At 36.1% G+C, this 24,216-nt stretch carries 23 protein-coding genes; 8 read left to right on the top strand and 15 right to left on the bottom strand.

The features are described from left to right. The 6 genes from IGJ32_RS10620 to IGJ32_RS10645 all read right to left on the bottom strand — a co-directional run bounded on the left by IGJ32_RS10620 (window position 1) and on the right by IGJ32_RS10645 (window position 4,843). A complete protein-coding gene (locus tag IGJ32_RS10620) occupies window positions 1–285 on the bottom strand; it encodes a hypothetical protein (RefSeq protein ID WP_010720808.1) in 285 nt (94 codons plus the stop codon). Window positions 286–383: 98 nt separating this feature from the next. Next, entirely contained in the window at window positions 384–1,163 is a 780-nt protein-coding gene (locus tag IGJ32_RS10625) for a hypothetical protein (protein ID WP_342082135.1), read from the bottom strand. A 229-nt stretch (window positions 1,164–1,392) separates the two neighbouring features. Continuing rightward, window positions 1,393–2,013 carry a hypothetical protein gene (locus tag IGJ32_RS10630; RefSeq protein ID WP_081128478.1) on the bottom strand — a complete coding sequence of 207 codons (621 nt, stop codon included), beginning with the start codon at window positions 2,011–2,013 and terminating at the stop codon, window positions 1,393–1,395. Window positions 2,014–2,415: 402 nt separating this feature from the next. Next, window positions 2,416–3,054 carry a hypothetical protein gene (locus IGJ32_RS10635; protein ID WP_207427193.1) on the bottom strand — a complete coding sequence of 213 codons (639 nt, stop codon included), beginning with the start codon at window positions 3,052–3,054 and terminating at the stop codon, window positions 2,416–2,418. 86 nt (window positions 3,055–3,140) lie between these two features. Next, entirely contained in the window at window positions 3,141–3,773 is a 633-nt protein-coding gene (locus IGJ32_RS10640) for a hypothetical protein (protein WP_207427195.1), read from the bottom strand. Between the two features lie 431 nt (window positions 3,774–4,204). Then, window positions 4,205–4,843 carry a hypothetical protein gene (locus IGJ32_RS10645; protein ID WP_178287237.1) on the bottom strand — a complete coding sequence of 213 codons (639 nt, stop codon included), beginning with the start codon at window positions 4,841–4,843 and terminating at the stop codon, window positions 4,205–4,207. Window positions 4,844–5,426: 583 nt separating this feature from the next. On the opposite strand from IGJ32_RS10645, the gene IGJ32_RS10650 reads away from it, so the two are divergent. Then, entirely contained in the window at window positions 5,427–5,720 is a 294-nt protein-coding gene (locus IGJ32_RS10650; protein WP_207427199.1) for a hypothetical protein, read from the top strand. Between the two features lie 154 nt (window positions 5,721–5,874). Here the strand turns inward: IGJ32_RS10650 and IGJ32_RS10655 are convergent, their stop codons facing one another. After that, window positions 5,875–6,486 carry a metallophosphoesterase gene (locus IGJ32_RS10655; protein WP_207427201.1) on the bottom strand — a complete coding sequence of 204 codons (612 nt, stop codon included), beginning with the start codon at window positions 6,484–6,486 and terminating at the stop codon, window positions 5,875–5,877. 698 nt (window positions 6,487–7,184) lie between these two features. Here IGJ32_RS10655 and IGJ32_RS10660 point away from each other — a divergent pair. Then, on the top strand, window positions 7,185–11,045 hold the full coding sequence (locus IGJ32_RS10660) for a bacterial Ig-like domain-containing protein (RefSeq protein WP_342082047.1): 3,861 nt from the start codon (window positions 7,185–7,187) through the stop codon (window positions 11,043–11,045). A gap of 95 nt (window positions 11,046–11,140) precedes the next feature. Then, on the top strand, window positions 11,141–11,917 hold the full coding sequence (locus tag IGJ32_RS10665) for a hypothetical protein (protein ID WP_010720815.1): 777 nt from the start codon (window positions 11,141–11,143) through the stop codon (window positions 11,915–11,917). A 124-nt stretch (window positions 11,918–12,041) separates the two neighbouring features. Here IGJ32_RS10665 and IGJ32_RS10670 read toward each other — a convergent pair whose 3' ends face one another. The 4 genes from IGJ32_RS10670 to IGJ32_RS10685 all read right to left on the bottom strand — a co-directional run bounded on the left by IGJ32_RS10670 (window position 12,042) and on the right by IGJ32_RS10685 (window position 15,670). Beyond that, window positions 12,042–12,383: a DUF1831 domain-containing protein gene (locus IGJ32_RS10670; protein WP_010720816.1), complete on the bottom strand. Its 342-nt coding sequence runs from the start codon at window positions 12,381–12,383 to the stop codon at window positions 12,042–12,044. 75 nt (window positions 12,384–12,458) lie between these two features. Next, window positions 12,459–13,589 (bottom strand): cysteine desulfurase family protein, encoded by a 1,131-nt coding sequence (locus IGJ32_RS10675; protein WP_096708753.1) that lies wholly within the window; start codon window positions 13,587–13,589, stop codon window positions 12,459–12,461. 176 nt (window positions 13,590–13,765) lie between these two features. After that, complete coding sequence (locus IGJ32_RS10680; protein ID WP_010720818.1) at window positions 13,766–14,740, bottom strand: ribose-phosphate diphosphokinase; 975 nt, start codon at window positions 14,738–14,740, stop codon at window positions 13,766–13,768. Window positions 14,741–14,821: 81 nt separating this feature from the next. After that, the gene (locus IGJ32_RS10685; RefSeq protein WP_342082049.1) at window positions 14,822–15,670 is read right to left on the bottom strand and encodes a dihydrolipoamide dehydrogenase; all 849 of its coding nucleotides are present in this window, start codon (window positions 15,668–15,670) and stop codon (window positions 14,822–14,824) included. 179 nt (window positions 15,671–15,849) lie between these two features. Between IGJ32_RS10685 and IGJ32_RS10690 the strand changes: the two genes are divergently transcribed. The 4 genes from IGJ32_RS10690 (at window position 15,850) to IGJ32_RS10705 (ending at window position 20,802) form a co-directional block, all read left to right on the top strand. Then, window positions 15,850–17,757, top strand: coding sequence for a M13 family metallopeptidase (locus tag IGJ32_RS10690; RefSeq protein ID WP_053766300.1), 1,908 nt, complete (start codon window positions 15,850–15,852; stop codon window positions 17,755–17,757). Window positions 17,758–18,598: 841 nt separating this feature from the next. Then, window positions 18,599–19,564, top strand: coding sequence for a biotin synthase BioB (bioB, locus tag IGJ32_RS10695; protein ID WP_034699881.1), 966 nt, complete (start codon window positions 18,599–18,601; stop codon window positions 19,562–19,564). Beyond that, a complete protein-coding gene (gene bioD / locus IGJ32_RS10700; RefSeq protein ID WP_088775355.1) occupies window positions 19,554–20,231 on the top strand; it encodes a dethiobiotin synthase in 678 nt (225 codons plus the stop codon). The genes bioB and bioD overlap by 11 nt, the downstream gene beginning before the upstream one ends. Continuing rightward, a complete protein-coding gene (locus IGJ32_RS10705) occupies window positions 20,218–20,802 on the top strand; it encodes a biotin transporter BioY (RefSeq protein WP_088775356.1) in 585 nt (194 codons plus the stop codon). The genes bioD and IGJ32_RS10705 overlap by 14 nt, the downstream gene beginning before the upstream one ends. A gap of 260 nt (window positions 20,803–21,062) precedes the next feature. Here the strand turns inward: IGJ32_RS10705 and IGJ32_RS10710 are convergent, their stop codons facing one another. The 4 genes from IGJ32_RS10710 to IGJ32_RS10725 are packed head-to-tail and all read right to left on the bottom strand — an operon-like array spanning window position 21,063 to window position 23,192. Beyond that, window positions 21,063–21,611: a cysteine hydrolase family protein gene (locus IGJ32_RS10710; RefSeq protein ID WP_081128460.1), complete on the bottom strand. Its 549-nt coding sequence runs from the start codon at window positions 21,609–21,611 to the stop codon at window positions 21,063–21,065. Window positions 21,612–21,622: 11 nt separating this feature from the next. After that, window positions 21,623–22,315 (bottom strand): 5'-methylthioadenosine/adenosylhomocysteine nucleosidase, encoded by a 693-nt coding sequence (locus IGJ32_RS10715; protein WP_053766296.1) that lies wholly within the window; start codon window positions 22,313–22,315, stop codon window positions 21,623–21,625. Window positions 22,316–22,331: 16 nt separating this feature from the next. Beyond that, window positions 22,332–22,616: a cell wall synthase accessory phosphoprotein MacP gene (macP, locus tag IGJ32_RS10720; protein WP_010720826.1), complete on the bottom strand. Its 285-nt coding sequence runs from the start codon at window positions 22,614–22,616 to the stop codon at window positions 22,332–22,334. Window positions 22,617–22,628: 12 nt separating this feature from the next. After that, the gene (locus IGJ32_RS10725; protein ID WP_010720827.1) at window positions 22,629–23,192 is read right to left on the bottom strand and encodes an NUDIX hydrolase; all 564 of its coding nucleotides are present in this window, start codon (window positions 23,190–23,192) and stop codon (window positions 22,629–22,631) included. A gap of 225 nt (window positions 23,193–23,417) precedes the next feature. Here IGJ32_RS10725 and IGJ32_RS10730 point away from each other — a divergent pair, with 225 nt between their 5' ends. Further along, window positions 23,418–24,083, top strand: coding sequence for a 5-bromo-4-chloroindolyl phosphate hydrolysis family protein (locus IGJ32_RS10730; protein WP_010737126.1), 666 nt, complete (start codon window positions 23,418–23,420; stop codon window positions 24,081–24,083). Window positions 24,084–24,216 lie beyond the last annotated feature (133 nt).

Raw genomic sequence — 24,216 nt, forward strand, 5'->3', positions numbered from 1 at the left:
TCAATTAAATCTTCGCCAAATATCAAACCAATTATCAAGCCAGCTATACAACCAATTATAGAGACTGATAAAATTTAAAAGGATCACTACTATTTTTAGATAATTAGATTTGATCTTGGTAGCAAAGAAAAGGCTAGCGCCACCTAATAACCAACACGTAATCCTCACTAACAATAGAAAATTAAGCTCATCTGTTTGGATATAGCCAACATAAGCAACACTAAAAGATAACGCTAATAAAACAAATGAAATGATGGTACAGGTTTTACTTTTTAATGGGATCATTTTCTTCTCTCCTTTTCATTCTTCAAACACATTTTTTAGTATTTTTAATAAGAATACTCATCTCTCCTAAACACTTGCCTTTGTCAAATACCTGATAGTTATAGACCAAAAATCCAAACGACGATATGGAAATAGGTTGCAAAAAAATAATTGATCCCTAAGAGAACCCACTTGACTTTTCTATTCTCGTTCTTGAGGTTCGCCGCAAGAATAAGACCAACCAACCCAGACAAACTTAGTAAAATCAAAAATCCAAGCGTACGCAAATAATCCCCAGAGGTAAGGTAACTGTAGTGGACCCTGATAAAAAAGCCAGCTGACAAGATCATTGGTAATCCTAAACAAATGATCGCTACTCGTTTCTGATCTTTTGTTTTCAGTAACCAGATAGATAGTAGCAAATAAGCAATTAGCGCAATAAACCAATCAAATCTTGCAATACTAACAAAGCCGATAAAAATAAATACGACTCCAAAAACACAAGCAAAATGAATGAAAGCTGCCCATCTTTTTAAAAGTTTTGAATGCACACCAGTAGAAAAAAGCAAACTTAGTCCACTGAGTAAACAACAAAGATAATAGATGAACACTAGATTGATCTCTATAAAAAGTCCGACTGACAAAGCCATTGGCAATCCCAAACAAATGATCGCCTCGCGTTTCTGATCCTTTTTTTTCAGTAGCCAAATTGTTAGTAGCAAATAGGCAATTAAATCATTTCTTTGAATGCCAATAAAACCGGTAAAAATATATAAAACCCAATAAAGACAGCCAAAATGAACGATAGCTGTCCATTTTTTTAAAGGGGGGGCATACACTCCGGTAGAAAACAACAAACTAAGTCCACTGAGTAAAAAGCAAAGACAATAGATTAACACTAAACTTACTTCTGAAAGGTTGTGAAAAGATTTCACAATTATCCCAACAGAGCCCCTCATTACCAATAATGTACCTAGAAAAATGCTACAGACGAAGAAAATCATGGAATACTTCGTACAGGTCTTACTTGTTAGCGACAACATCCACACTACTCCTTTCTAAAAAAAACCTTTTTATATTCTAACAAGCTACTTTCCTTTCCAGTAATCGATATGTATGTAAGACGTCTCAATGAAGAAAGATGTAGATATGGTAATAAGTTGCAAATAAATAATTAATACCCAAAAGTATCCACTTGGCTTTTCCCTTATCGAGCTGCGCTGAAAGAATCAGACCACTTAAACCTGATAAATGAAGAATGACTATGTATCCAATGGTGTCCCATGACCATCGTCCCCCATAAAGGATTAGTTCGTAATTGAGCTTGATAAAAAAGCCAGTTGAAATAATCATCGGTATCCCGAAGAAAGTGATCGCTAGCCATTTCTGCTTGCTTGCTGTCAGTAAAACGATAGCTAGGAACAAATAAAGAACGATTAAAAAAAGTACATGGAAAAGAAAAGCAAAAATAAAGAGAGAAAACCAATAAACACTACTAAAATGAATAATCGCCGCTGTCCGTTTTAAAATTTTTGAATGCGTACCTGTAGAAAAAATCAAACTGAGCCCACTGAGCAAACAGCTAAGATAATAGAAAATCATCAGACTTCCTTCTGGAAGATCACTTAACGGAATAAATCCATAAACTTTACCAAGCAAACCAACAATCATCAACATCATTAAGAAAAAACTACCGATTAAGAAATTTCTTGAAACCTTTATACACGTTTTACTGTCTAGCGATAGCATTTGTACCACTCCTTTTTTATTTTCCTAACTAATTTTTTAAAAATGTAGCAAAAAATAAACCAACCAATCCTGACACCATAATAAGAAAGAACGGAACCAACATTCTAAAACCAAGATAATACAGAACAAATTAAGGAATATAATGATTCCTTTCAGTTCTTCATATTTTGGTGGAATAATCAAATTGATCCCACCACTAATCTAATGCCCATATATGTAAACGAAAAAAATGCTGGGTTTGCCTTCATGTCAGGAATAAAATAACTCCCCTTTCTTAGGTGCCCACTGATTATCTAAAAACAAACATTTTATCTTTCCATCTCGTTGTTTCCCTTTGGTATTTTTTCAATAAGAACGGTTCCCTCTTTCAATCACTTGCCTTTATCGACTATCTGATTATAGTTATAAACCAATAATCAAAAAGACGATATGGAAATACATTGCAAAAATATAATTCAACCCTAAGAGTATCCATTTGACTTTTCTGTTCTCGTTATTGATGTTTACTGAGAGAATGAGTCCAATTAATCCAGACAAACTCAGTAGAATCACATAACCAGTCCATTCCCAGCTAGCTCCAGAAGTTAGTAGATCGTAATTGATTTTGAGAAAGAGCCCTATTGAAAACAACATCGGTATCCCCAAGCAAACGATTGCTACTCGTTTCTGACTTTTTGTTTTCAATAACCGGATGGACACGAATAAATAGGCCATTATCGCAAGGATAAAAATGAAACCTTGAATGATCATTAAACCAATCCAAAATAGACCAATGAAATAAACACAACTAAAATGACTAATTCTAATCAACCATTTTAACTCTTTTGAACGTACACCGGTCGAAAAAATCAAACTGATGCCACTAAATAAACAGCAAAGATAATAGAAAAAAAAGCCACTTATTTCTTGATAATGACTAAATGGAGCAAATCCATGCTCCCCTGCTATCCTACTCACTACTAGTAAAAAAATGGAGGAAATACTACAGATTAAGAAAATCACTGTAAACTTGGTACATACCTTACTTGATAACGGCAACATTTACACTACTCCTTTCTAACAAAAAACCTTTTTATATTCTAGCAAGCCACTTCCCTTTCCAGTACTCGATATGTATGTAAGACGTCTCACTGAAGAAAGATGTAGATATGGTAATAAATTGCAAATAAATAATTAATACCCAAAAGTATCCACTTGGCTTTTCCCTTATCGAGTTGCGTTGAAAGAATCAGACCACTTAAACCTGATAAATGAAGAATGACTATGTATACAATGGCGTCCCATGACCATTCCCCCCCATAAAGGATTAGTTCGTAATTGAGCTTGATAAAAAAGCCAATTGAAATAATCATCGGTATCCCGAAGAAAGTGATCGCTAGCCATTTCTGCTTGCTTGCTGTCAGTAAAACGATAGCTAGGAACAAATAAAGAACGATAAAAAAAAGTACATGGAATACTTCAACAAAAAGAAAACCGAAAATAAAGAGAGAAAACCAATAAACACTACTAAAATGGACAATCGCCGCTGTCCGTTTTAAAATTTTTGAATGCGCACCTGTAGAAAAAATCAAACTGAGACCACTGAGTAAACAGCTAAGATAATAGAAAATCATCAGACTTCCTTCTGAAAGATCACTTAACGGAATAAATCCATAAACTTTACCAAACAAACCAACAATCATCAACATCATTAAGAAAAAACTACCGATTAAGAAATTTCTTGAAACTTTCGTACACGCCTTATTATTTAGCGATAACATTTGCACCACTCCTTTTTTATTTTCCTAACTAATTTTTTAAAAATGTAGCAAAAAATAGACCGATCAATCCTGATACCATGATAAGAAAGAACGGAACCAACATTTAAAACCAAAATAATACAGATCAAATTAAGAAAAATAATGATTCCTTTCAGTTCTTCATATTTTGGTGGAATAATCAAATTGATCCCACCACTAATCTAATACCCCTATATGTAAACGAAAAAAATGCTGGATTTGCCTTCTTGTCAGGAATAAAATAAAAACTTATGAAAACAATCGAAATAGTTAATAAAATTAATGGGACTTTCGTATAATCCTTACTTTTTAGTGAAAAAATACAATAACTCCCCTTTTTTAGGTGCCAACTGATTATCTAAAAAAACATTTCATCTTTCAATCACTTGCCTTTATCGACTATCTGATTGTAGTTATAGACCAATAATCAAAATGACGATATGGAAATAAGCAGCAAATATATAATTCAACCCTAAGAGCATCCATTTGACTTTTCTGTTCTCGTTATTGATGTTTAATGAGAGAATAAGTCCAATTAACCCAGACCAACTCAGTAGAATCACATAACCAATCAATTCCCAGCTAGTCCCCGAAGTTAGTAGCTCGTAATTGATTTTGAGAAAGAATCCTGTTGAAAATAACATCGGTATTCCCAAGCAAACGATTGCTATCTTTTTCTGATTGTTTGTGTTTTTTTTCAATAATCGGATAGATAGCAGTAAATAAGCAATTAGTACAATGAAAAAATCATATCTTTTGATACCTACAAAACCGATAAAAACGAGAACAATACAGTAAACATAGCTAAAATGAATGAAAGTAGCACTTCTTTTTAACGTTTTTGAATAGGATCTTGTAGAAAAAAACAAACTAAGCCCACTTAGTAAACAACCAGGATAATATATGTATGCTACATTTTTGATACCTACGAATAATTGATTAAACATGCCGTTGCCGTAAAAAGCCATTACTAGTAAAACCAACGGCAAAATACTACAAGCCAAGAAAATCTTCGAAAGCTTCGTACATGTCTTACTTGTTAATGGTAACATTGCCTCACTCCTTAAAAGTTCATCTGTTTATGTATTTTTGATTGACTGTTCTAAACACCTCTATCCCAAACCATATAGACCCTGACATGGATAGCACCAAACCAACTAGATAAGCCTTCATTCTCATCTTCTCCTTTTATATTAATGAACAAAGTAAAATAGAATTATCATAATCTGTAAAAAAAACATTTATAAAAAAAACTACCCTTTTACCATTTTTTCTAGAAATAATCGATTACAAAATCTAGATTCAGCAAAAAAGTTATTTTTAAAAAACGTTATTTTAAATTAAATAAAAACTAAAATTTAATAACAAATAATCATTATACACATTAACTAGGTTACACTTTTTTTATTACCCCTTCTATAAAACCCTAAATAAAAGCTAAAAAAACAATAAAAATGCTCTGTATTTATCATAAAAACAAAATAACAACGCTTACAATCTTATTTTAATTTATTTCATTCTAGCTGTTATGTCTCGTATTTCACGTCAATAAAAAACATAATCAACAAGCTTTTATAGATGCTGCATTATTTTTTATATGTTATTATTTTATCATGAAACTTAGGAGGAATACCCGTGAAATTTAAATTCTTTTTTATTGTCACCTTTTTATGGACACTTTTGTTTGCTGTTCCTGTCACAGATACCCATGTAGATACCACAACTAATGATCAGCTGACTGAATACGATGATTTTCCCAAAAATAAATATGCTCCCTTTAGTCAAACCTTTGAACAAAAGCCAAATTACGATATCTATGATTTATTGAATACCGCTCAGCCCAGAAATATTATTTTTGGGAGAGAACGAGCGTTTTTTTCCAGATATAGTTTCTCTACATTATGTCATGATCGTGAAATAAATTTATGAAGAGATTCATCTGATTAACGACAAAGAAAAACCTTTCGTTACATTCAAACAATCAAAGTAATATACAAAGGAATTAAAAAAGGCTCTTAAGTTCGCCTTATCAGACGAACTTAAGAGGCCTATTTTTATAGACTAGCAGAAGTATTTCATGCCCTTATTTTTGTTTCAGACGTGCTAATTCTTGTTGTTTAGCTTCGTAAATTTCTTCAATGTCATCTTCTGATAATGGGGTGCCAAAGAGTTGTTGCACTTTCAATAGTTCTCTTTCTGGCGCATCTACACCGACATTCACATCATTACCGATCGGTACACTATAATGATGGATATGTCCGTGAAGATTACGGATACTATCGTTTGGTCCCAGCAACATTGGATAATGAGTCAAATAGTATTGCTGATGATTGAATTTGATGATGGTTCCGACATCATAAAAATAAAATTTTTTTGAACCAACCTTGTTTCCTGGATCATGTTTTTCTAAATATCTGAAAAAAGCACGACTGTCATGATTTCCCTTGATCAAATGGATTGTCCCGTTGAGTTGTTGCACCAACTCCAGTATGTCTTGGCTACCTTTTTCATATTGTGGGTGCATCGCCAGATCGCCTAAGTGATACACATGATCGGTTTCTTTGACAACTTTATTCCAGCTATTGATTAGTTGCTGATTCATTTCTTCCACACTAGCAAATAAACGAGGGGCAAAATCATTTTTGCCTAATAAGTTTTTATGAAAAAAGTGCATATCACTAATAAAAAAATTCATATTGACCCCTTCTTACTTCCTTTTCTTTTAGGGTAAACAATCTAAGACAAAGTTACAACTGTTTAGATTCCCACAGTCTCTCTCAAATCATACCAAACTAAACGATGTCTCTTACCGTATTTCCACTTCTCCCTCCACATTTTTTCAAAACGAATATTATTTCACCATCAAAACCTAATTATACAAAAGTTATTTTTAAATATTTATAAAATAACAAATAAATATAATAATCACTCTATATAAAAGCCATTGTTAATTATTGTCAAAAAAACAATGTCACAATCACAATATATTCAAAAACGCCTTTTCAAAACCTTAAATTTTGATATAACTATGTTCGATCTAACTATTTATTTATTCTTGTTATGCATAACAACCGACAGAATAAAAAACATTTGTAACTATAAAATATAAGTAATTAAATCATTTTTATATGTTATTATATTGTTGAAATACCAAAGGAGGGGTGCTCTTGAATGTTTAGTGCGATAACCTTATAAAATCTTTCCCTATTGTCCTTGCAAGTTTAGTATTAAACGCTTATTTCTTTTTTAGACAACACCATTTTTCAACCAAAATCCAAGCGAAGGTACCATGTTTACTTTCTGTTTTTAGAACTAGAGTATGTTTTTTATAAGGTATCAATGATCAAAGAATAAAAATAAATAATACTTAATTGAGTATAAGGAGGAAAATTCATGAAAAAGTTACTCTTATCTTTACTGCCGCTTACGATGCTATTGAATCCTGCCAGCTCCGTCATTACACACGAGATGAATGAAGTCACTCTACCGCTTATTTCATATACCCAAAACAACAAACAGACACTTCAAGAAGTCAAAGACTCGAACAATCTAGAAACCAAAGTAGATGCGTTAAATTTAGCTAATGATTCTAAAGCAGCATTAGCTTGGAGCAATCGTCATTTTCCAACAGTTTTTAATGAAGACATTAAATTTATAACCGGTATCAACAAAAAATTACGAATAAAATACCTGAACAGATCTGAGTACTACCAACCACAGCAAAATATAAAACTTCTTGACGATCTGTTTCTCACACAAGCATCAGAAGATATTAATTTATACGCAAACTTTACACCGGATGATTTCGGAATCAATTCAGAGTATTTTATTAGCAATCCCGATAAAATCTATCAATCCATGTTAAAAAATAGCCGTTATGGTATTGACCATGGTTACCTTCTGGGCAGTTTGACTAAAAATAAACTGAATCTTGAAAATAATGAGTATATCCAGATGAAAATTACTGTACCTAAAGGAACGAAGATGATGAGGGTTGGAACGCTCTTAGACTCAAAATACGTATTACCAAGAGAAAGCACTTTGCATTATACCCTGTCCAATTTTAATCAAAAAGATAAGACTATCACCATCAATGCACTGTTGGTCGATCGAAGTGAACTTGAACATGAGACAACCGAGTTAGAAAATAAGTTGAACCACGAAATGAAATCGCTTTACAATACTCCTTCTAACCTTGTTAAGTTGACTCCACTAGGCTTAAATGCCGGACTCGTCCTTACAAACAGCATTCGCGTCATTTCACACACCTTGGATTCTTTAAGCTCGAATCATATTCTTACTGAGAATTTACTAGAAAAGGAAAAACTTCATTTTACAAATGGTTTATTCGTTCATACAGAAGCATTAGAGAAGTTAAACCAGTACTATCCAGCGGAACAATGGCAACAAGTTTTTGAACAGAACTATGACCTAAAACATTTGGGACTTACACAATCATGGGACGACGATAAAGGTTATTTTAGTGACAGTGACAGCGTGATTACTTTTTCTCATTACGAACCAACCGATAACTTACCTCAACTAGATGTAAATAAAACCTTATCATCTACAGTCATACACGAAATTTTTCATTACCTTATTGATTTAAAAGATAGATTTAAACATAAAGAACTTTTCAAAGATGATCCCATTGCTTTTGAGACTAAAATAAAACAGCTGAAAGAAGCTGAAATAAATGAATTAGTAGCATTGTTAAATAGTTCTTATGCAAAAAGTAATTGGGAAGAATTTATTTGTGAAGCTTTCGCAGCAAAGTTCAATCCTGACAAGGAAATAAGTAATCGTTTTAAACAGGAAGTTCCGAAAACAAATCGAATGTTAGATATTTTATTTGATGAAGCACCACCATCAGCGCCTAATCATTTAAAAACAATCGAAGTCGGTGGTAATTCTGCCACTTTAACCTTTGATCATTCTACAGATAATACTGGTGTTGAAAAGTATCAGATCTATAAAAATGGAGAACTTACTAAAACTGTACTTGCTCCAAAAGATGCAAATGATCTTTCCTATCCTGATCCTGGAAAACACTCGCAAAATTTAAAAGTAACATTTGATGATCTTGAACAAGCAAAAGAATATGAGTTTTATGTTGTCGCAGTTGATGATGCGTGGAATGAATCTGAAAAAAGTTCTATACTAAAAGTAACAACACGTGACGTTGAACCACCAAAACTAACTGGACCTTTAACAGGGCAACCTTTAGTAAGCAGTGCCGCAAGGTTTAGCTGGCCTCCTCCAACAGATAATCAAAAAGTAAAAGAAGTACGGTTATACCGAAGACACTCCTCTTCATTACTAGTCGAATATACTCCGTCTTTCTTAACAACAAATGAAACATTTTTTATTGTTCCCGAAGGCACCAATTACTATACAGATTTCACCGTTGAAAAAGGGCAATCTTACACCTACTATATGACTGCTATTGATGAAGCTGGAAATGAGTCAGAACAAAGTAATCAAGTTATCATTCGAACAGAGGATAAGCATGATGAAAAGCAAAATGAAGATAGAGCAGAAAATATCACATCTTCTCAAGCAACACTTAATTGGTCTGGCCTTTTCGGCGGACTCAACGTATCAGGTTTTAATATCTTTGGTTGGTTTTCTGGTGGCGGAGGTTGGCTATTCGGTGGCATGACATCTGTCGCTGGGTCAGTAACGTCTTCTCTAGTCAATTTAACTTTAGGCATGTCGCATCACTTTGTTATCGTTCCTATAGATAGTCAAGGTAATCCGATCCATGCGGGAATACAGATCAGTGTAGACTCAGTTGATCGTTCCTCTATCCAAACCAAAAACAGTATCTTATATCAGGGGCAAGAATGGCGTAAAGAAGATAATTTCGTTCACGCAACAGATGAAGATGGTAAAGATATCCCATTCAAAGATGGGCGTATCACAACAAATGGAGCTCGTATTGATACCAGCAAGCCTGGAGTTTATGAGTTAACTTATACGTTTAAAGGAATTGCCAAAAGAACGGATTCCACTTTTACAGTTACGGTCAAAGAAGACAACTCCTCTATCCAAACTAAAAATAGTATCTTATATCAGGGACAAAAATGGCACCAAGAAGATAATTTCGTTCACGCAACGGATGAAGATGGAAATGAGATTTCCTTTGAAGACGAGCGGATTGTAACGAACAATGCTAGTGTTGATACAAATAAGCCAGGTATTTATGACTTAACCTACACATTTAAAGGAATTGCCAAAAATACGGATTCTCCTTTTTCAGTTACGGTCAAAGAAAATAAAACTTCCATCCATACGAAAGATACTGTCTTATATGTTGGGGAAGCTTGGACTAAAAAAGTCAATTTCCTTTCTGCTACTAATGCGGATGGAAAAACTGTTTCTTTCGATGACCCTAGGATTTCAGTAAACGGCACAGTCGATACTCACAAACCGGGTGACTACACCATTGTCTATCAATTTACTGATAAAGGTAAAACTGTAACTTCTACCACAAATGTTACAGTCAAGGAAGACTTGACTTCGATTAAAACAAAAGACAGTCGTATCTACACTTTACAACAATGGACTAAAGCAGATAATCTTCTATACGCTACCGATGCTGACGGAAATGAAATTCCTGCAGATGATGAAAGAATTTTCATAAGCAGAGCCGCTAACACTGCTAAACCAGGCGTTTATGAAGTCATCTATTCGTTGCAAGGAAAATCAAAAACGTTCAAAGATACAGCGATAATCACAGTAGTAGAAGACCAAACGACCTTGGACTTAAAAGATGTGACACTATACACAGGTCAAACATTCGATCCAAATTCTCCATTTAAAAACGTGACAGATAAAGATGGACAAAAGCTTGAAGCAAAAGATGTGGAAGAATACTATATTGATGAAATCAAAACAAAGGAGCTTGATACGTCTAAACCTGGGACACACACGATTAGAATCGCTTATTATGATGCAACAAATAATTGGAAATACAGTACCCGACAGCAAATCACGATTAAAGAAGACTTGTCTTCTATCGTTACAAAAGATAATGTCGTATTTGTAGGCGAAAAATGGAATAAACAAGATGCTTTTGTGAGTGCGACAGATGAAGACGGGAAATCAGTTCCTTACTCAAATGGACGCATCACAACGAATGGTGCTAAAATCGATACAAGCAAACCAGGTGTCTATCAATTGACTTACACCTTTAAAGGGCTCGTCAAAAGAACGGATTCTACTTTTACAGTTACTGTGAAAGAAAAGTGAACAAGCAAAGGAATCCAAACTTCATTATTAGTTAGTCAAAACCGACAGCACGTGTGAATCATGGTAAACTTAAGGAAAAACAGGAGGTATTGATTATGCCTATCAGCTTTCATACTACTCTGACTCCTTCAGCAATCGAGATTACGTTACCAAATGAACATGGGAAGATGACTATCACAAAAGAAAAACCAGCTCTACCTGATCATTCACTTTATCTATTTTTCAAAAACAAACAATGTATCGCAATCGGTCAAACCGTGGTACCTAAAAGTTGGGATCACATCGTATTGGTTCAACTTCCTTGGGATCTTGAAGCCAGTCATCTAAGCTACCTACTTCAAGAACAGGCAGAATCAACGGGATTGACAGTAGAAATCGATGATTCCGCAAAAGAAACGATCCCTCAAGTACAAGTCAAAAAGTTAGCGGAACCAGTCGAAGAAATCACAAAAATCTTGGCAGTATTTGGTTACTCTTTAGAAAAAAGCAGTCCTCAAAAGAAAAAGCCGGCAAAAGCAAGACATCGTTGGACGAAAGAAGTTAGTGAGATCCCTTTTACCGTTAATTTTAGAAACAGTCAGGCAACACTTTATTGGATCAGTAGAAATGAACTGTTGATCAAAAAGGGGGCTATACTATTAGCGGAAGCCCCTTTAAATAAAGACGGTTCCGTCAGTTATGCGGCAAAATATGGGGATAAATTACGTGATGATTATAAAGATAGCATTGTAGGAAATAAAACGAGCAAAGATATTATCGTCAAAAGCGTCAATGAAGCAAGTCTGTTACTCTACTTCGGTGGAACAAACAGCTGGTTAGAAATCATTGATGAAAATGGTAAATCCTTAGATGAGTGGACAAAAGTAGAATAGAGGAATGGTTATTCTCTAGCGATTGTCCCGTTTCAATAGATAGTAAAAAAGCAAAGAAATCAGCTTTACTAGCTGTTCTCTTTGCTTTTTTTACTGGAAACAATGATAGCCACGTTTGACTTCCTTAGACTTTTTCAAATAATCCTCGACTGATCATACCATCCATCAAAAAATAAAATTTATCTTGACTCATTTTTTGTCGGTCGTCTTTAAAAATATTGACTGCTTTCAATCCGTTAGCTGTCGTAATAGACATTTTTAGTGTTTGGATATCCTTTGAAACAGTGATTTTTAGTTTAAACCCTTCTTTGCTTTGTGGGGTTGCATCTAGCGGACGGATCAACTGATAGTTGCCGCCATTTGTTTCGGTAAATCCATTGTCTCTCAAAGTGTAACGTTTTGCATCTGGATGTAAACGATAACTTGTTTTTGCTCCTAAAACTGTGGCTGTTTTTTCAAATGCCATGATTTTCACCTCGGTAAATTGATTTCTACTTTTATTATAAAAGTTTCTTGCATCATTTACTAGGTTTTTTCCAACTTAGATTGATTGGATCAATACATCAAGAAAACGTTGGACTTCTTCTTTGGTATTGCCGTAACCAAAACTGATTCGTATGGATTCTTTAAGGATTGGTGTATCTTTCCCATACATTGCCTCCAGCACATGCGAAGGTTCGATATTACCAGCTGTACATGCTGACCCAGTAGATATCGCAATCCCATTAAGATCCAACTTCATCAAAAGTAAGTCATTCGCAACACCAGGTAATCGAAGGTTTAACACATGTGGTAATTTGTTGTTTAAATCACCATTGACTTGATAAGAAATTCCTTCTTTTTTCAAGGTATTCAAAATCAATTCTTGGAATCCAGCATATTTTTCACTTCGAGCTTCACGTTCTTCAGCGGTTAGAAGCTTGACCGCTTGCGCCATTCCCCAGATACCTGCGAGATTTTCAGTACCTGCTCGCCGCTTCTCTTCCTGTTCTCCACCTAAAAGTAGTGAAGGAATATTTATGCCATCTTTTTTATATAAAAATCCTACGCCTTTTGGTCCATTGATTTTATGGGCAGAGATGCTAAGTAAATCCACACCTAACTCCCTTGGATGAATCGTCTGATTCCCATAAGCTTGAACTGCATCGGTATGAAAATAAGCAGGATGTTCCCGCAACCGTTCGCCGATTTCTTTGATTGGCATCAAATTCCCGATTTCATTATTCCCAAACATGATCGAGACTAAAATCGTTTCATCACTTAATGCTTCATCAAAGTCAGTTAGTGAAATATTGCCTTTTTCATCTACTGGTAAATACGTGACTTCAAAGCCTTGTGTTTCCAGATATTTCATTGTATTCAAGACAGCAGGATGTTCGATAGCGGTAGTGATCAAATGATTCCCGTCTTTTTTTCGTGAAAAAGCCGTTTCAAGGATCGCTGTATTATCGCCTTCTGTCCCTCCACTATTAAAAATAATTTCATGATCATTGACTTTTAAACTATCAGCAATAAGTTGTCTTGCTGTTTCTAACTTTTCATGGGCAATTCGGCCGAAGCCATGGATACTCGAAGGATTCCCAAAGGTTTCTTGCATCATTGTGGTCATTTCTTGAATGACGTAGGGATGCATGGGCGTCGTCGCTGCATGATCCAAATAGATTTTTTCCAACTTCTTTCATCCCTTCCAAATAGAACTAGGCACATTCTAGCATAAAATAAGCAAGTTACCAAAGAAACAATCGCTAAACCAGGATAGTTTCCCAACTTTTAGAAAAAAATTCGTTCCACAATTCGTGCTACCACGATTGTCGAACGAATTTTATTTCATCACTTAACAAAAAATGATTAATCAAATACTTTTTCTTCTAGACGGAACAATGGACTCATTGGTGTATTTTCATGAATTCGTTTAACCGCTTCTCCCATCAGCTCTGAACAAGTAACAATCGTTAAATTGTTAGGATGACGTTCTTCTTGAGTAAATACAGAATCAGTGATGCAGATATCTTTAATCGGTGCATCATCTAAAATTTGTTTTGCAGGAACAGACAACAAGCCGTGTGAAGCACAAGCATAAACCTCTTTTGCTCCGTTTTCTTTCAAAACATTAGCAGCTCGAGCAAGCGTTGCACCAGTATTCAAGATGTCATCGACCATGATACATGTTTTTCCTTGGACATCACCAATCACATATCCACTATTTTCATCTGCATCATCGGCGTGATCCACGATCGCCAATGTACTATTCAAATATTCAGAAAGACTTCTTGCACGTTGGACACCACTATTTTTTGGTGAAACGACAACAATATCGTCACCTGTTAAACCAAGTTCTCGGTAATAGTGAGCAAACAATGGCATTGTGAATAAGTTATCTACAGGGATATCAAAGAATCCTTGGACTTGAACTGTATGCAAATCCAATGTCAGCACACGAGTTGCGCCAGCTTCTTGGATCAAATTAGCAATCAATTTAGCTGTGATCGGTTCATGTGGTTTTGCTGTACGGTCTTGTCTGGCATAACCGTAATAAGGTAACACAACATTGATTGTTTTTGCACTGGCACGTTTCATCGCATCGATCATGATCAATAATTCCATATAATAATCATTAACTGGCTGATTGGTTGATTGCACGATATAAACATGATCCCCACGAATACTTTCTTCGATATTGATCGAGATCTCTCCATCACTAAATTGTTTTACGACACTTTTTCCTAGCTCCGTTCCAAACACCTTGGCAATTTTTTCTGCCAGTGGTCGATTTCCATTCAAGCTAAAGATTTTCAATGTGTCATCCTGATACTTTTTACTCATGTTGTCCTCCCTATTGTTCTCTCTTCTTCGATAGTTTAACATATTTTTTCCAGTTTTTCTGGTAATTTCTGTAAATAATTTTTAAGGCAGCGAAACAGTTCCATTACACCAACTAGCAGGAATCAATTGATCCGTGTTGCCCCAGTTGTCATGAACTTTGTAAAAGCGTTCTCCAGAAGAGGATTGATAATATGCATATGCAGTGACCCAATGATTGCCATAGGTGCTCCCTAATACTTTCAACACCCCTAAGATCACAGGTTTTCCTTGGCGAATCCGTTTAGTCGCTCGCTGCCAAGAACCAAGCATCGTACTTCTAGCAGACACTCGATTTCCTGTATGTTTTAAAAACTTCGTGATACCATGACTGACTTGACCGGGAACCGTCGGAAGTCCTAGCGGCTGGATCGCTTGGCGTAATGCTTCACTTAGTTGCGCATGGTCTTTCGTTCCTTTTTCACGTAACGTTGGAGAGAAAAACAATTCGTTTTGAAAATCTTGGTAATAAGCAATAAGGACAGTTGCAGCATAGGTCCCACAAAGATAGCCAGACGGTGTCCGCCAATTTTTATAGTTTAAAAACCGTTGTTCAGGCAATCCCACCCAACAATCCAAAAGTTCTTGTCCGTTTTCCTTTGGCGCAATCAAAGCTTTTTCACGATTATCTGCAAGCCAACGAGAAATATTGGTGACTTCTGCTTCAGTCATCGGTACGAGTTGATAAGCTTTTCTTGCATCTGGGTAGGAGTGGCTCGCAGGACCGTATTCTATTGGTTGTTTGTTTTGATCTAGGATGACATAACTACCCTCTTCAAAAATTAAAGCGTAACCCTTTTCTTCATCCTTCATCGCCAACTGTTCCACAGCGCTTAACCGTTTCTTGATACCATCTAGATTCCATTCGATTGATTGTTCAAATACAGTTTTCAAGAACGAATCACCTCCGTCTTTTTTATTATAAGTGAAATAAGGAGAAAAACAAATCAGATAGACTAGTTCTGCTGTGCCTACGGCAAGACCCCAACAAGTGCTTCTTTCCTCTTTCTATTTGTTTATTCGCTGTTTTTATATGATAATAGGAACATTAGATAAAAAGGAGCGATAACCGAATGAACAAAGAACTTATAAAGCAAGACTTTTTTGAAGCTGTGAATGAAGAATGGCTAAAAACAGCCAAGATCCCCGCTGATAAACCAGCCACTGGCGGTTTCCAGGACTTAGTTGACGGTATCGATGATCTTTTGATGACAGATATTGATCATATGCTGGCTGAACCTGATAAAGTCCAATCAGATATGATGCGTCACTTTCTTCATTTTTATCAATTAGCTAATGATTATGATCGAAGAAACCAGTTAGCTGCTAAACCGTTGCTTCCTTTAATTGAACGAATTGAAAAAATCGAATCTTTTGAAGACTTGAACCAACAATTTCCTACTTGGACATTGGATAGTTTACCTTTACCGTTTAGCTTAGATGTCGATGCGGATATGAAAAATGCACAAACAAACGCATTATTTGCCTATCCCCCTTCATTATTTCTACCTGACAAAACTTACTATACTGCAGAACATCCAAATGGTGCGCAACTATTAGGCGTTTTCTTTGATATGATGGTCCAACTCGTTGAATTAACCGGAAAAGAAAAAAGCCAAGCAGAGGCAATCGTTGAACAAGCCATCCAATTTGATCGATTGGTTGCGCCTCATGTTAAAAGTGCGGAAGAAAAAGCGGATTACAGCAAAATGTACAATCCCCGGTCATTTGACACCTTCATCCACTATACCGATAAACTGGATCTGGAAAAGTTGACAGTGGGATTGATTGGTACCACACCGGATAAAGTAATCGTGACGGATCCTGTTTATTTTGAACAGTTAGGCGAACTACTAACCACAGAACATTTTCAATTGATCAAAAGCTGGATGATCGTCCGAACGATTCGTTCGTTGAGTAGCTATCTATCAGAAGACTTTAGACAAATCAGCGGAATCTTCTCACGGACACTCTCAGGCACAGATGAAGCCATGCCACAGAAAAAAGCTGCCTATTACTTAGCTTCAGGTCAATTTGACCAAGTCGTTGGCGATTATTATGGCAAAAAATACTTTGGTGAAGCGGCCAAAAAAGATGTTGAGCATATGATCGAAAAAATGATCTCTGTCTATAAAGATCGTTTAGAAAAAAACAACTGGTTAAGCGATACTACTCGAAAAAAAGCGATCATCAAATTAGATAAACTAGGAGTTCAGGTCGGCTATCCAGACCAAATCCCTGCGTTATATACGAAGTACCACACAGTGACACAAGAAGAAGGCGGAACCTTGCTTTCCAACGCTTTAGCCTTCAGCAAAATCGAATTGAAAGAACGTTTTGGTCGCTGGAATCAACCTGTTGATCGGACGGAATGGGAAATGAGTGCTGATACAGTCAACGCCTATTACCACCCTTTCAGAAATGTCATTGTTTTTCCAGCTGCTATTTTACAAGCACCATTTTATAGTTTAGAACAATCAAGTTCAGCAAACTACGGTGGGATCGGTGCCGTCATCGCCCATGAAATCTCTCATGCCTTCGATAATAATGGTGCCTTATTCGATGAATATGGTAATTTAAATAACTGGTGGACGGAAGAAGATCTAGCGCACTTCCAAGAAAAAGCCCAAGCAATGATCGAAGAATTTGATGGCTTATCATTTGCTGATGGTACTGTTAATGGTAAGCTTACTGTTTCAGAAAATATCGCAGATGCGGGCGGTCTAAGTTGTGCTTTAGAAGCAGCAAAAACCGAAGCAGATCACTCACTAGCAGACTTTTTCGTCAGCTGGGCGACGATTTGGCGGACAAAAGCAAAAAAAGAATACCAACAATTGTTGTTACAAATCGACGTTCATGCCCCTGCTAAATTACGTGCCAATATCCAACCCCAAAACTTGATGGAATTTTATGAAACATTTGCGATCACTGAAAAAGACGCGATGTATCTTCCACCTGAAAAACGAGTGCATATCTGGTAATACAGTTAAAAAACGCTCCAATGGCAATAAGAAAATTTTTTGAAACAACCTCTCATATAAAAAAATTGACTTATTTCAAGGAGCGGTTGTTTGAACACTATTTTTCTCTTTACGAGGGACTGAGACAAAAGTTGTCTCAGTCTTTTCTAGTATCTCTAAAAACGGATAAACGGTGTTCAAGAAGCAACTCCTCAACAATAAGCCTGAATTTTTCAAAACATGAGGAGCTGTTTCAAAAAATTCTTTCTTATTGTCATCAGAGCTACCCGATGTTTTCACGACCTCTGATTCACGGTGTTCAAAGAGCTGATCTTCGGCGATAAGTCAAAAAATCTCAAAACATGGGAAGCTGTTTCGAGATTTCCATCCTTAATGCTCCTGCGATTACTCGTCGCAGTTTTTACTTGGTGAGCGCTCAGGTCAAAACACTCTTTTCACGACCTCTTGTTCACGGTGAGACAAAAGTAGCATCTTCGGAAAATTTGCCGAAATTTACCAAAAATTTGAGAAGCACCAAGTAGGTAACAATCAACATCAAAAACTAGTTTTTGTGTTTCTTGTCAATTTTCGGAAATTCCTTCTTATTTCTTGATGCTGAACACTTTTGTCTCAACCTCTCTTAATATTATCATTTACTTTTCTACCAAGCTCATTTTGACTACCCACAAACCAACTCCACTTAATAAAGAAAAATAAATCCTTCCATCTTCCTTCACTGTTCTCTACTGTTATCTACCCTTTCCGACCATAAATAGTCATAAAACTGCATCATTTCATTTACCTCTTTATTTTCGTTAACCTTTGTAATAAAATTAGTTAACGAAAGTAAAGAGGTGTTTTTATGGAAAATCTATTCGAACCTTGTGTTCCGCTAACAAAAACAACATGTCTGGAGATACTAAAAGACAAAACTAATTTATGGGGGTATTATGCACAAGCCCTTCAGCTCAAAACAAACAAGTCACAAAATATCATCCGTCTGAATACATTGCTGAATGCTAAGAGCGGCTTGTGTAGAGAAGATTGTGGTTATTGTGCGCAATCAAAAAAAAGTTCTGCAACGATTGAAACATATGGATTATTACCCAAAAAAGAAATCATTCGTAAAGCGTTGATTGCTAAAAAGAATCATTCCAGTGTGTTTTGCATTGCGTTAAGCGGAACACGCCCATCAAAAAAAGAAATCCACCTTTTAGGTGAGGCAATTCAAACGATCAAAAGCATAATGTCGATTGAGATTTGTTTATCCATTGGCTTAGTTACTGAGGAACAAATTGATTATTTAAAATCGTGTGGAGTAGATCGGTTGAATCATAATCTTAATACTAGTCGAGATAATTACCCAAACATCACAACAACCCATTCCTATGATGATCGGTTAGAAACATTAAACAAACTTCGTCAGCACAAAATGAATATTTGCTCTGGTTTTATTTGTGGCATGGGAGAAACAGATGAACAATTAGTCGATCTGGCTTTTGACTTAAAAGATCAAGAGCCTTATTCCGTTCCAGTCAATTTTTTACTTCCAATTGCTGGAACAATGTTTGAGGAACACAATGAATTAACCCCTATGAAATGTTTAAAAATCTTAACCATGCTGAGGTTACTATTCCCTACTACAGAACTTAGGGTAAGTGCCGGAAGAGAGTTTCATTTAGGAGAACTCCAACCATTTGCTTTATTGATCGTGGATTCTATTTTTTTAGGCAACTATTTGACAGAGAAAGGAGCACCTATTTCTGAAGATCAAAAAATGCTTGATCGTTTAGGTTTAGTTGTGGCTGGTGTCTGTGATGAAGAATAATTATATTATTTGCGGGATTCATACCGATTGTGGAAAATCAGTGATCAGTGTCTTACTCTATGAATATTTACGTGATCTGACAAATCAGGAACCGTTACTCGTGAAACCGATCCAAACAGGACCGTTTCCTGATACAGATTTTTATCAAGCCTGCCATATTGAGAAACAAAATATTGTTCATTTCTATTCAATGTCATTAGAAGCTTCTCCACATATCGCTAGCAGAAAAGAACAACAATGGATCGATCTACTTGTCTTGAAGGAAAAAGCAAATGTTGTCTTGAAAAAAAATCGACCCACGATTTTTGAATTAGCAGGTGGTCTGCTTTCTCCCATTAATGACTCGCAAACCATGTTAGACATGATCAAACTTTTGCAATTACCGGTTATTCTCGTTTCGGATAATTATTTAGGTGCAATCAATCATACGTTGCTAACGACTAGTTTATTACAAAGCGAAAGCATTCCAATAGCAGGTCTGATTTTTAATTCAAGTAAAGCAAATAAAAAGAATGACCTAGAAGATTTAAGCCAATGGATCACAGATAAGACAGGAATCACACAAATTGGCAAATTACCCTATTTAGAGGATTTAACTCATTGGTTAAAATCGAGAACAAAAAAAAGAGAACTTAGTAAGGAGTGGCATTTAAATGTATACAAATAGGCGAGATATCACCATGATGGCGATGATGATGGCATTATTGATCATCACAGCAAAACTAGTGATTCCGTTACCACTATTCGATTATTTATCTTTACAAATTATAACGATTTATCTGATTTATCCTTTATTAGGAACAAAATACGGGCTCATTGTCACATTCAGTTATTTGATCCTAGGGCTCATTGGATTACCGATTTTCGCTAGTGGCGGAGGTATTTTTTATATTTTTAAACCTAGTTTTGGCTTTCTACTATCTTTTGCAACTTTCCCACTGATTCAAGCCGCCCTGTCAAAATTGTTCTGGCGTAAAAAATGGTTCCCATTAAAAAAAATCCTGATCATTAACTATTCAGGATTACTTTATCTCTATTTAATCGGTCTGTTGTATAAATGCTTGATTTTATTCTTTTACCTTAAAGAAACGAATGTTCTTTACAGTGTGCTAGCAGTTTCGACATTGATTGATTTAAGTTGCGATATCTTACTTGTGTTCGTAGCTAGTTTGCTTACCTATAAGTTATTGCCACTCATTCATAAGCACAAACTAGCAAACCAACTCTTTATCTCCTAATAAAAGCCGCTATTTCAGCGATTGGAAAAGAATCGAACCATCGACTTAAAATGGATACTGATTGATTGACTTAAAAAATCTTACAAAATTATGAAAGAAAATAAACCGAAGAAGAGGTTGAGACAACTTTGTCCCAGTCCCCCTTCGGTTTATTTTTCCGTATTGACTTACTCTATCGTACGACAGAATGTACAACAGAACGATCTGGTTACTTCATGAACCAGTGAGGCCCACAAATCATTAACAAGCTTATTATATATTTACTTGATCAACGTTGCCCCGAGGACTGTTTCAAAATGACGTAGTGCCCAGTCATGACCGACTGGATCAAAGCTAGCTACAGCATCTTCAAAAATAAACAGTTGATAGCCTAAATTATATGCATCAACAGCTGTGTGCAACACACAAATGTCCGTACATACGCCAGTCAAATAGAGTTCAGTGATCCCCCGCTCACGGAGCCGAATATCTAGATCTGTTCCACTAAAAGCAGAGTAATGCCGCTTATCAATCCAATAGACATTGGCTTGTTCTTGAGCTCTTTCGTAAACAGCTTGTAGCGAACCATAAAGGGCACGACCATTGGTGCCAATCACGTTATGCGGAGGAAATAGTTTATTTTCAGGATGGAAGTTATCCGATGGGTCATGCGCATCAATCGCAAACACCACAAAGTCTCCCTCTTCGATAAACTTTTTCGTGTGAGTCGTCACTGCTTGTTCAATCACTTGACCAGCTTTACCTGTCGTTAATTTCCCGTCATCTGCCACAAAATCATACGTGTAATCAATCGAGATCAATGCTTTCATTAATGGGCTCCTTATACAAGATGTTTGACAAATTCGATTACCATCTCAGCAGAACGTTTCCCTGCATCTTCAATAAACTCATCAAAGGTTTGTGTCGCTGCATGATCAGCAGTATCACTCATCGCACGAACGATCAAGAAAGGAATATTGAACTGACGAGCCGTTTGTCCAACAGCCGCTCCTTCCATTTCACAAGCCAACGCATCTGGAAAGTTTGTTAAAATCTCTTCTACTTTTTCGGAAGAATCAACAAACGTATCTCCAGTAACGATCAAGCCTTCTTTCACATTCAGATCTATCGCTTTGGCTGCTCTTGCCATCTCTGTGCGAAGATACGTACTTGCTTCATAATAAAGTGGCATCCCTGGTATTTGTCCTGGCTTATAGCCAAATCCGGTTGCATCTGCATCGAAATAAGCTACTTTATCTGAGATTACGATATCGCCTACTTGTAGCCCTTGTCCGATACCACCCGCTGAACCTGTATTGATGACCATATTTACACCATATTGTTGGATCAACAAACTAGTAGTGACTGATGCCAAAACTTTACCGATCCCTGAACGAACCACAATTACTTCATGTCTTCCTAAAGATCCTGAAATGAACAATGCTCCTGCTCGTTCCCATGACAAGGGTTCACTTAGCGTTTCTCTTAAAATTTTGATTTCTTCTTCCATTGCACCGATAATACCGATTTTCATAGCTTTTTCCTTCTTTCTAAATAAATGCGACCGCAAAAAATACGACACACAATAATAGAATAACAATAATCAAGGATTTCATCAAAAATGAATTCCACTTCGTCGTTTTTTCACGTTCACCGATTCTTGTTTTTGTGATAGGTTTGTTCCGTTTTTGTTCCTTTCGATAAAAACTAGCAATTTTCTTTTCTTCTTGCTGATAAGCAGCCTCTTCTTTTCTTTGCCGTTTTAATGACTCTTGGGCTTGCGCCTGCTGTCGTTTACGTAATTCACTTCTCGTAATCAGCGGTCCTTTGGCCATCAGCCGATCCCTCTACTTTCCTTTAATCAATAGCTCCCAATATTGGATCGCATACATGGTTTTCGCATCACAGATCAGTTGATCATCTATTGCTTGTTTAGCTTCTGCGAAAGTCAGTGCATATAATTCAAGCACCTCATCTTCATCTTGAGCCAACGGATTCTCTACTTTCTGTAAATCAATCGCATGATAAATATGCATGATCTCATTTGCAAATCCTGGTGAAAGATACATAGATGAAACATGTTTGAGCTTTCCTGCCCGATACCCAGTCTCTTCTTCCAGTTCTCTTGCAGCGGTACGTTCCGGTGTTTGGCTTTCTTCTGGATCGATTTTCCCAGCAGGGATCTCCAAAATCACTTTTTCTAATGGTTTCCGAAACTGTTTCACTAATAATAAACGATCCTGATCATCAAATGCGATAATCCCTACACCACCCGGATGAAACACTAATTCACGTTTGGCAAGTTTTCCATCTGGCAGGCGGACGTCATCTACTGCAACATCGATGATTGCTCCGTGATAGATTTCTTTTCGTTCGATCGTTTTTTCTTCAAATTGCTCATATTCAAGCATCTTTCTCCCACTTTCTTTGTAATAATACCCGCTTTTCGTTTACTTTTCAATTTTTCTAGAGTTTTCTTTTAGTTTACCATAACTAAACCTTAGAAATTCTCTAAATCTACAAAATCCTCCTTTAGTCCCATACTCTTTCTTAGGTTGAGTGTGCTAAAATAAGGGTGGAAATGAGAACAACGCTTCATTACTTAAAATGGATGGAATATATATGGAGGGCTTATTATGCGAAAATTAAATTGGCGATGGATCTTAGGTCTATTGTTGGTGTTTCTTTTGATTCGTCAAGGTCACTTTTCTTTAGTAACAGTCATTTTGATTATCGGCGCAGCTTTAGTGATTTGGGGAATCTTTGGCTCTGGCAAGAAAAAATCAGCAAAAAATGAAATGCCCGATTTATCTGATGAACTTGAATCACATTATACAAAAAGCGGGATGACACCTAGTGAGATTACTTTCTTTAGACAGACAATGAATCAAACGAAAGTCGAAATTGAACAATTGCAACAAAACATGCAACAAACAGCCAAACTAAAAGCTGTCGATCTTCGTCACGATACAGTGAAGGCGGCCAAAGCACTCTTCAAAGCATTGGTGAAAGAGCCCAACCGATTACACGAAGCAAGTCAATTTCTTTATACTCACTTACCAAACTTAGTCGATTTGACCAATAAATATATTGAGATCAATGACCATGAAATCAAAAACAAACAGACTTATGAAAAGCTCGAAGAAAGTTCACAAATCATTGATCAACTAGCACATCTGATTGCTCAAGACTATCAACAATTTGTCTCTGAAGATTTAGATGATCTAGATGTAGAAATATCAGTTGCGAAACAAAGCTTAAAACGAGAGAATCTATCTGATGATAACAATCAATCTCAATGATCGGTTAATAGAATCATAAAGGAGTGTTTTGTTTCTTAGACACTCCTTTTGCTTATCCTTTCTTTTGTTTATCCTTTATAATAGATGAATAAGATGAACAACTGTTTTTTTACAAAAATGATAACATTGAACC

The organism is Enterococcus sp. DIV1639a (assembly GCF_050530445.1).
GTDB classification, from domain to species: Bacteria; Bacillota; Bacilli; order Lactobacillales; family Enterococcaceae; genus Enterococcus_B; species Enterococcus_B hirae.

What these genes read in the sequence shown, in the direction of transcription:
- IGJ32_RS10620 (WP_010720808.1), bottom strand. Translation starts at nt 285, where the DNA reads ATGATCCCATTAAAAAGTAAAACCTGTACCATCATTTCATTTGTTTTA.
- IGJ32_RS10630 (WP_081128478.1), bottom strand. Translation starts at nt 2,013, where the DNA reads ATGCTATCGCTAGACAGTAAAACGTGTATAAAGGTTTCAAGAAATTTC.
- IGJ32_RS10635 (WP_207427193.1), bottom strand. Translation starts at nt 3,054, where the DNA reads ATGTTGCCGTTATCAAGTAAGGTATGTACCAAGTTTACAGTGATTTTC.
- IGJ32_RS10640 (WP_207427195.1), bottom strand. Translation starts at nt 3,773, where the DNA reads ATGTTATCGCTAAATAATAAGGCGTGTACGAAAGTTTCAAGAAATTTC.
- IGJ32_RS10645 (WP_178287237.1), bottom strand. Translation starts at nt 4,843, where the DNA reads ATGTTACCATTAACAAGTAAGACATGTACGAAGCTTTCGAAGATTTTC.
- IGJ32_RS10655 (WP_207427201.1), bottom strand. Translation starts at nt 6,486, where the DNA reads ATGAATTTTTTTATTAGTGATATGCACTTTTTTCATAAAAACTTATTA.
- IGJ32_RS10660 (WP_342082047.1), top strand. Translation starts at nt 7,185, where the DNA reads ATGAAAAAGTTACTCTTATCTTTACTGCCGCTTACGATGCTATTGAAT.
- IGJ32_RS10665 (WP_010720815.1), top strand. Translation starts at nt 11,141, where the DNA reads ATGCCTATCAGCTTTCATACTACTCTGACTCCTTCAGCAATCGAGATT.
- IGJ32_RS10670 (WP_010720816.1), bottom strand. Translation starts at nt 12,383, where the DNA reads ATGGCATTTGAAAAAACAGCCACAGTTTTAGGAGCAAAAACAAGTTAT.
- IGJ32_RS10680 (WP_010720818.1), bottom strand. Translation starts at nt 14,740, where the DNA reads ATGAGTAAAAAGTATCAGGATGACACATTGAAAATCTTTAGCTTGAAT.
- IGJ32_RS10690 (WP_053766300.1), top strand. Translation starts at nt 15,850, where the DNA reads ATGAACAAAGAACTTATAAAGCAAGACTTTTTTGAAGCTGTGAATGAA.
- bioB (WP_034699881.1), top strand. Translation starts at nt 18,599, where the DNA reads ATGGAAAATCTATTCGAACCTTGTGTTCCGCTAACAAAAACAACATGT.
- bioD (WP_088775355.1), top strand. Translation starts at nt 19,554, where the DNA reads ATGAAGAATAATTATATTATTTGCGGGATTCATACCGATTGTGGAAAA.
- IGJ32_RS10705 (WP_088775356.1), top strand. Translation starts at nt 20,218, where the DNA reads ATGTATACAAATAGGCGAGATATCACCATGATGGCGATGATGATGGCA.
- IGJ32_RS10710 (WP_081128460.1), bottom strand. Translation starts at nt 21,611, where the DNA reads ATGAAAGCATTGATCTCGATTGATTACACGTATGATTTTGTGGCAGAT.
- IGJ32_RS10715 (WP_053766296.1), bottom strand. Translation starts at nt 22,315, where the DNA reads ATGAAAATCGGTATTATCGGTGCAATGGAAGAAGAAATCAAAATTTTA.
- macP (WP_010720826.1), bottom strand. Translation starts at nt 22,616, where the DNA reads ATGGCCAAAGGACCGCTGATTACGAGAAGTGAATTACGTAAACGACAG.
- IGJ32_RS10725 (WP_010720827.1), bottom strand. Translation starts at nt 23,192, where the DNA reads ATGCTTGAATATGAGCAATTTGAAGAAAAAACGATCGAACGAAAAGAA.
- IGJ32_RS10730 (WP_010737126.1), top strand. Translation starts at nt 23,418, where the DNA reads ATGCGAAAATTAAATTGGCGATGGATCTTAGGTCTATTGTTGGTGTTT.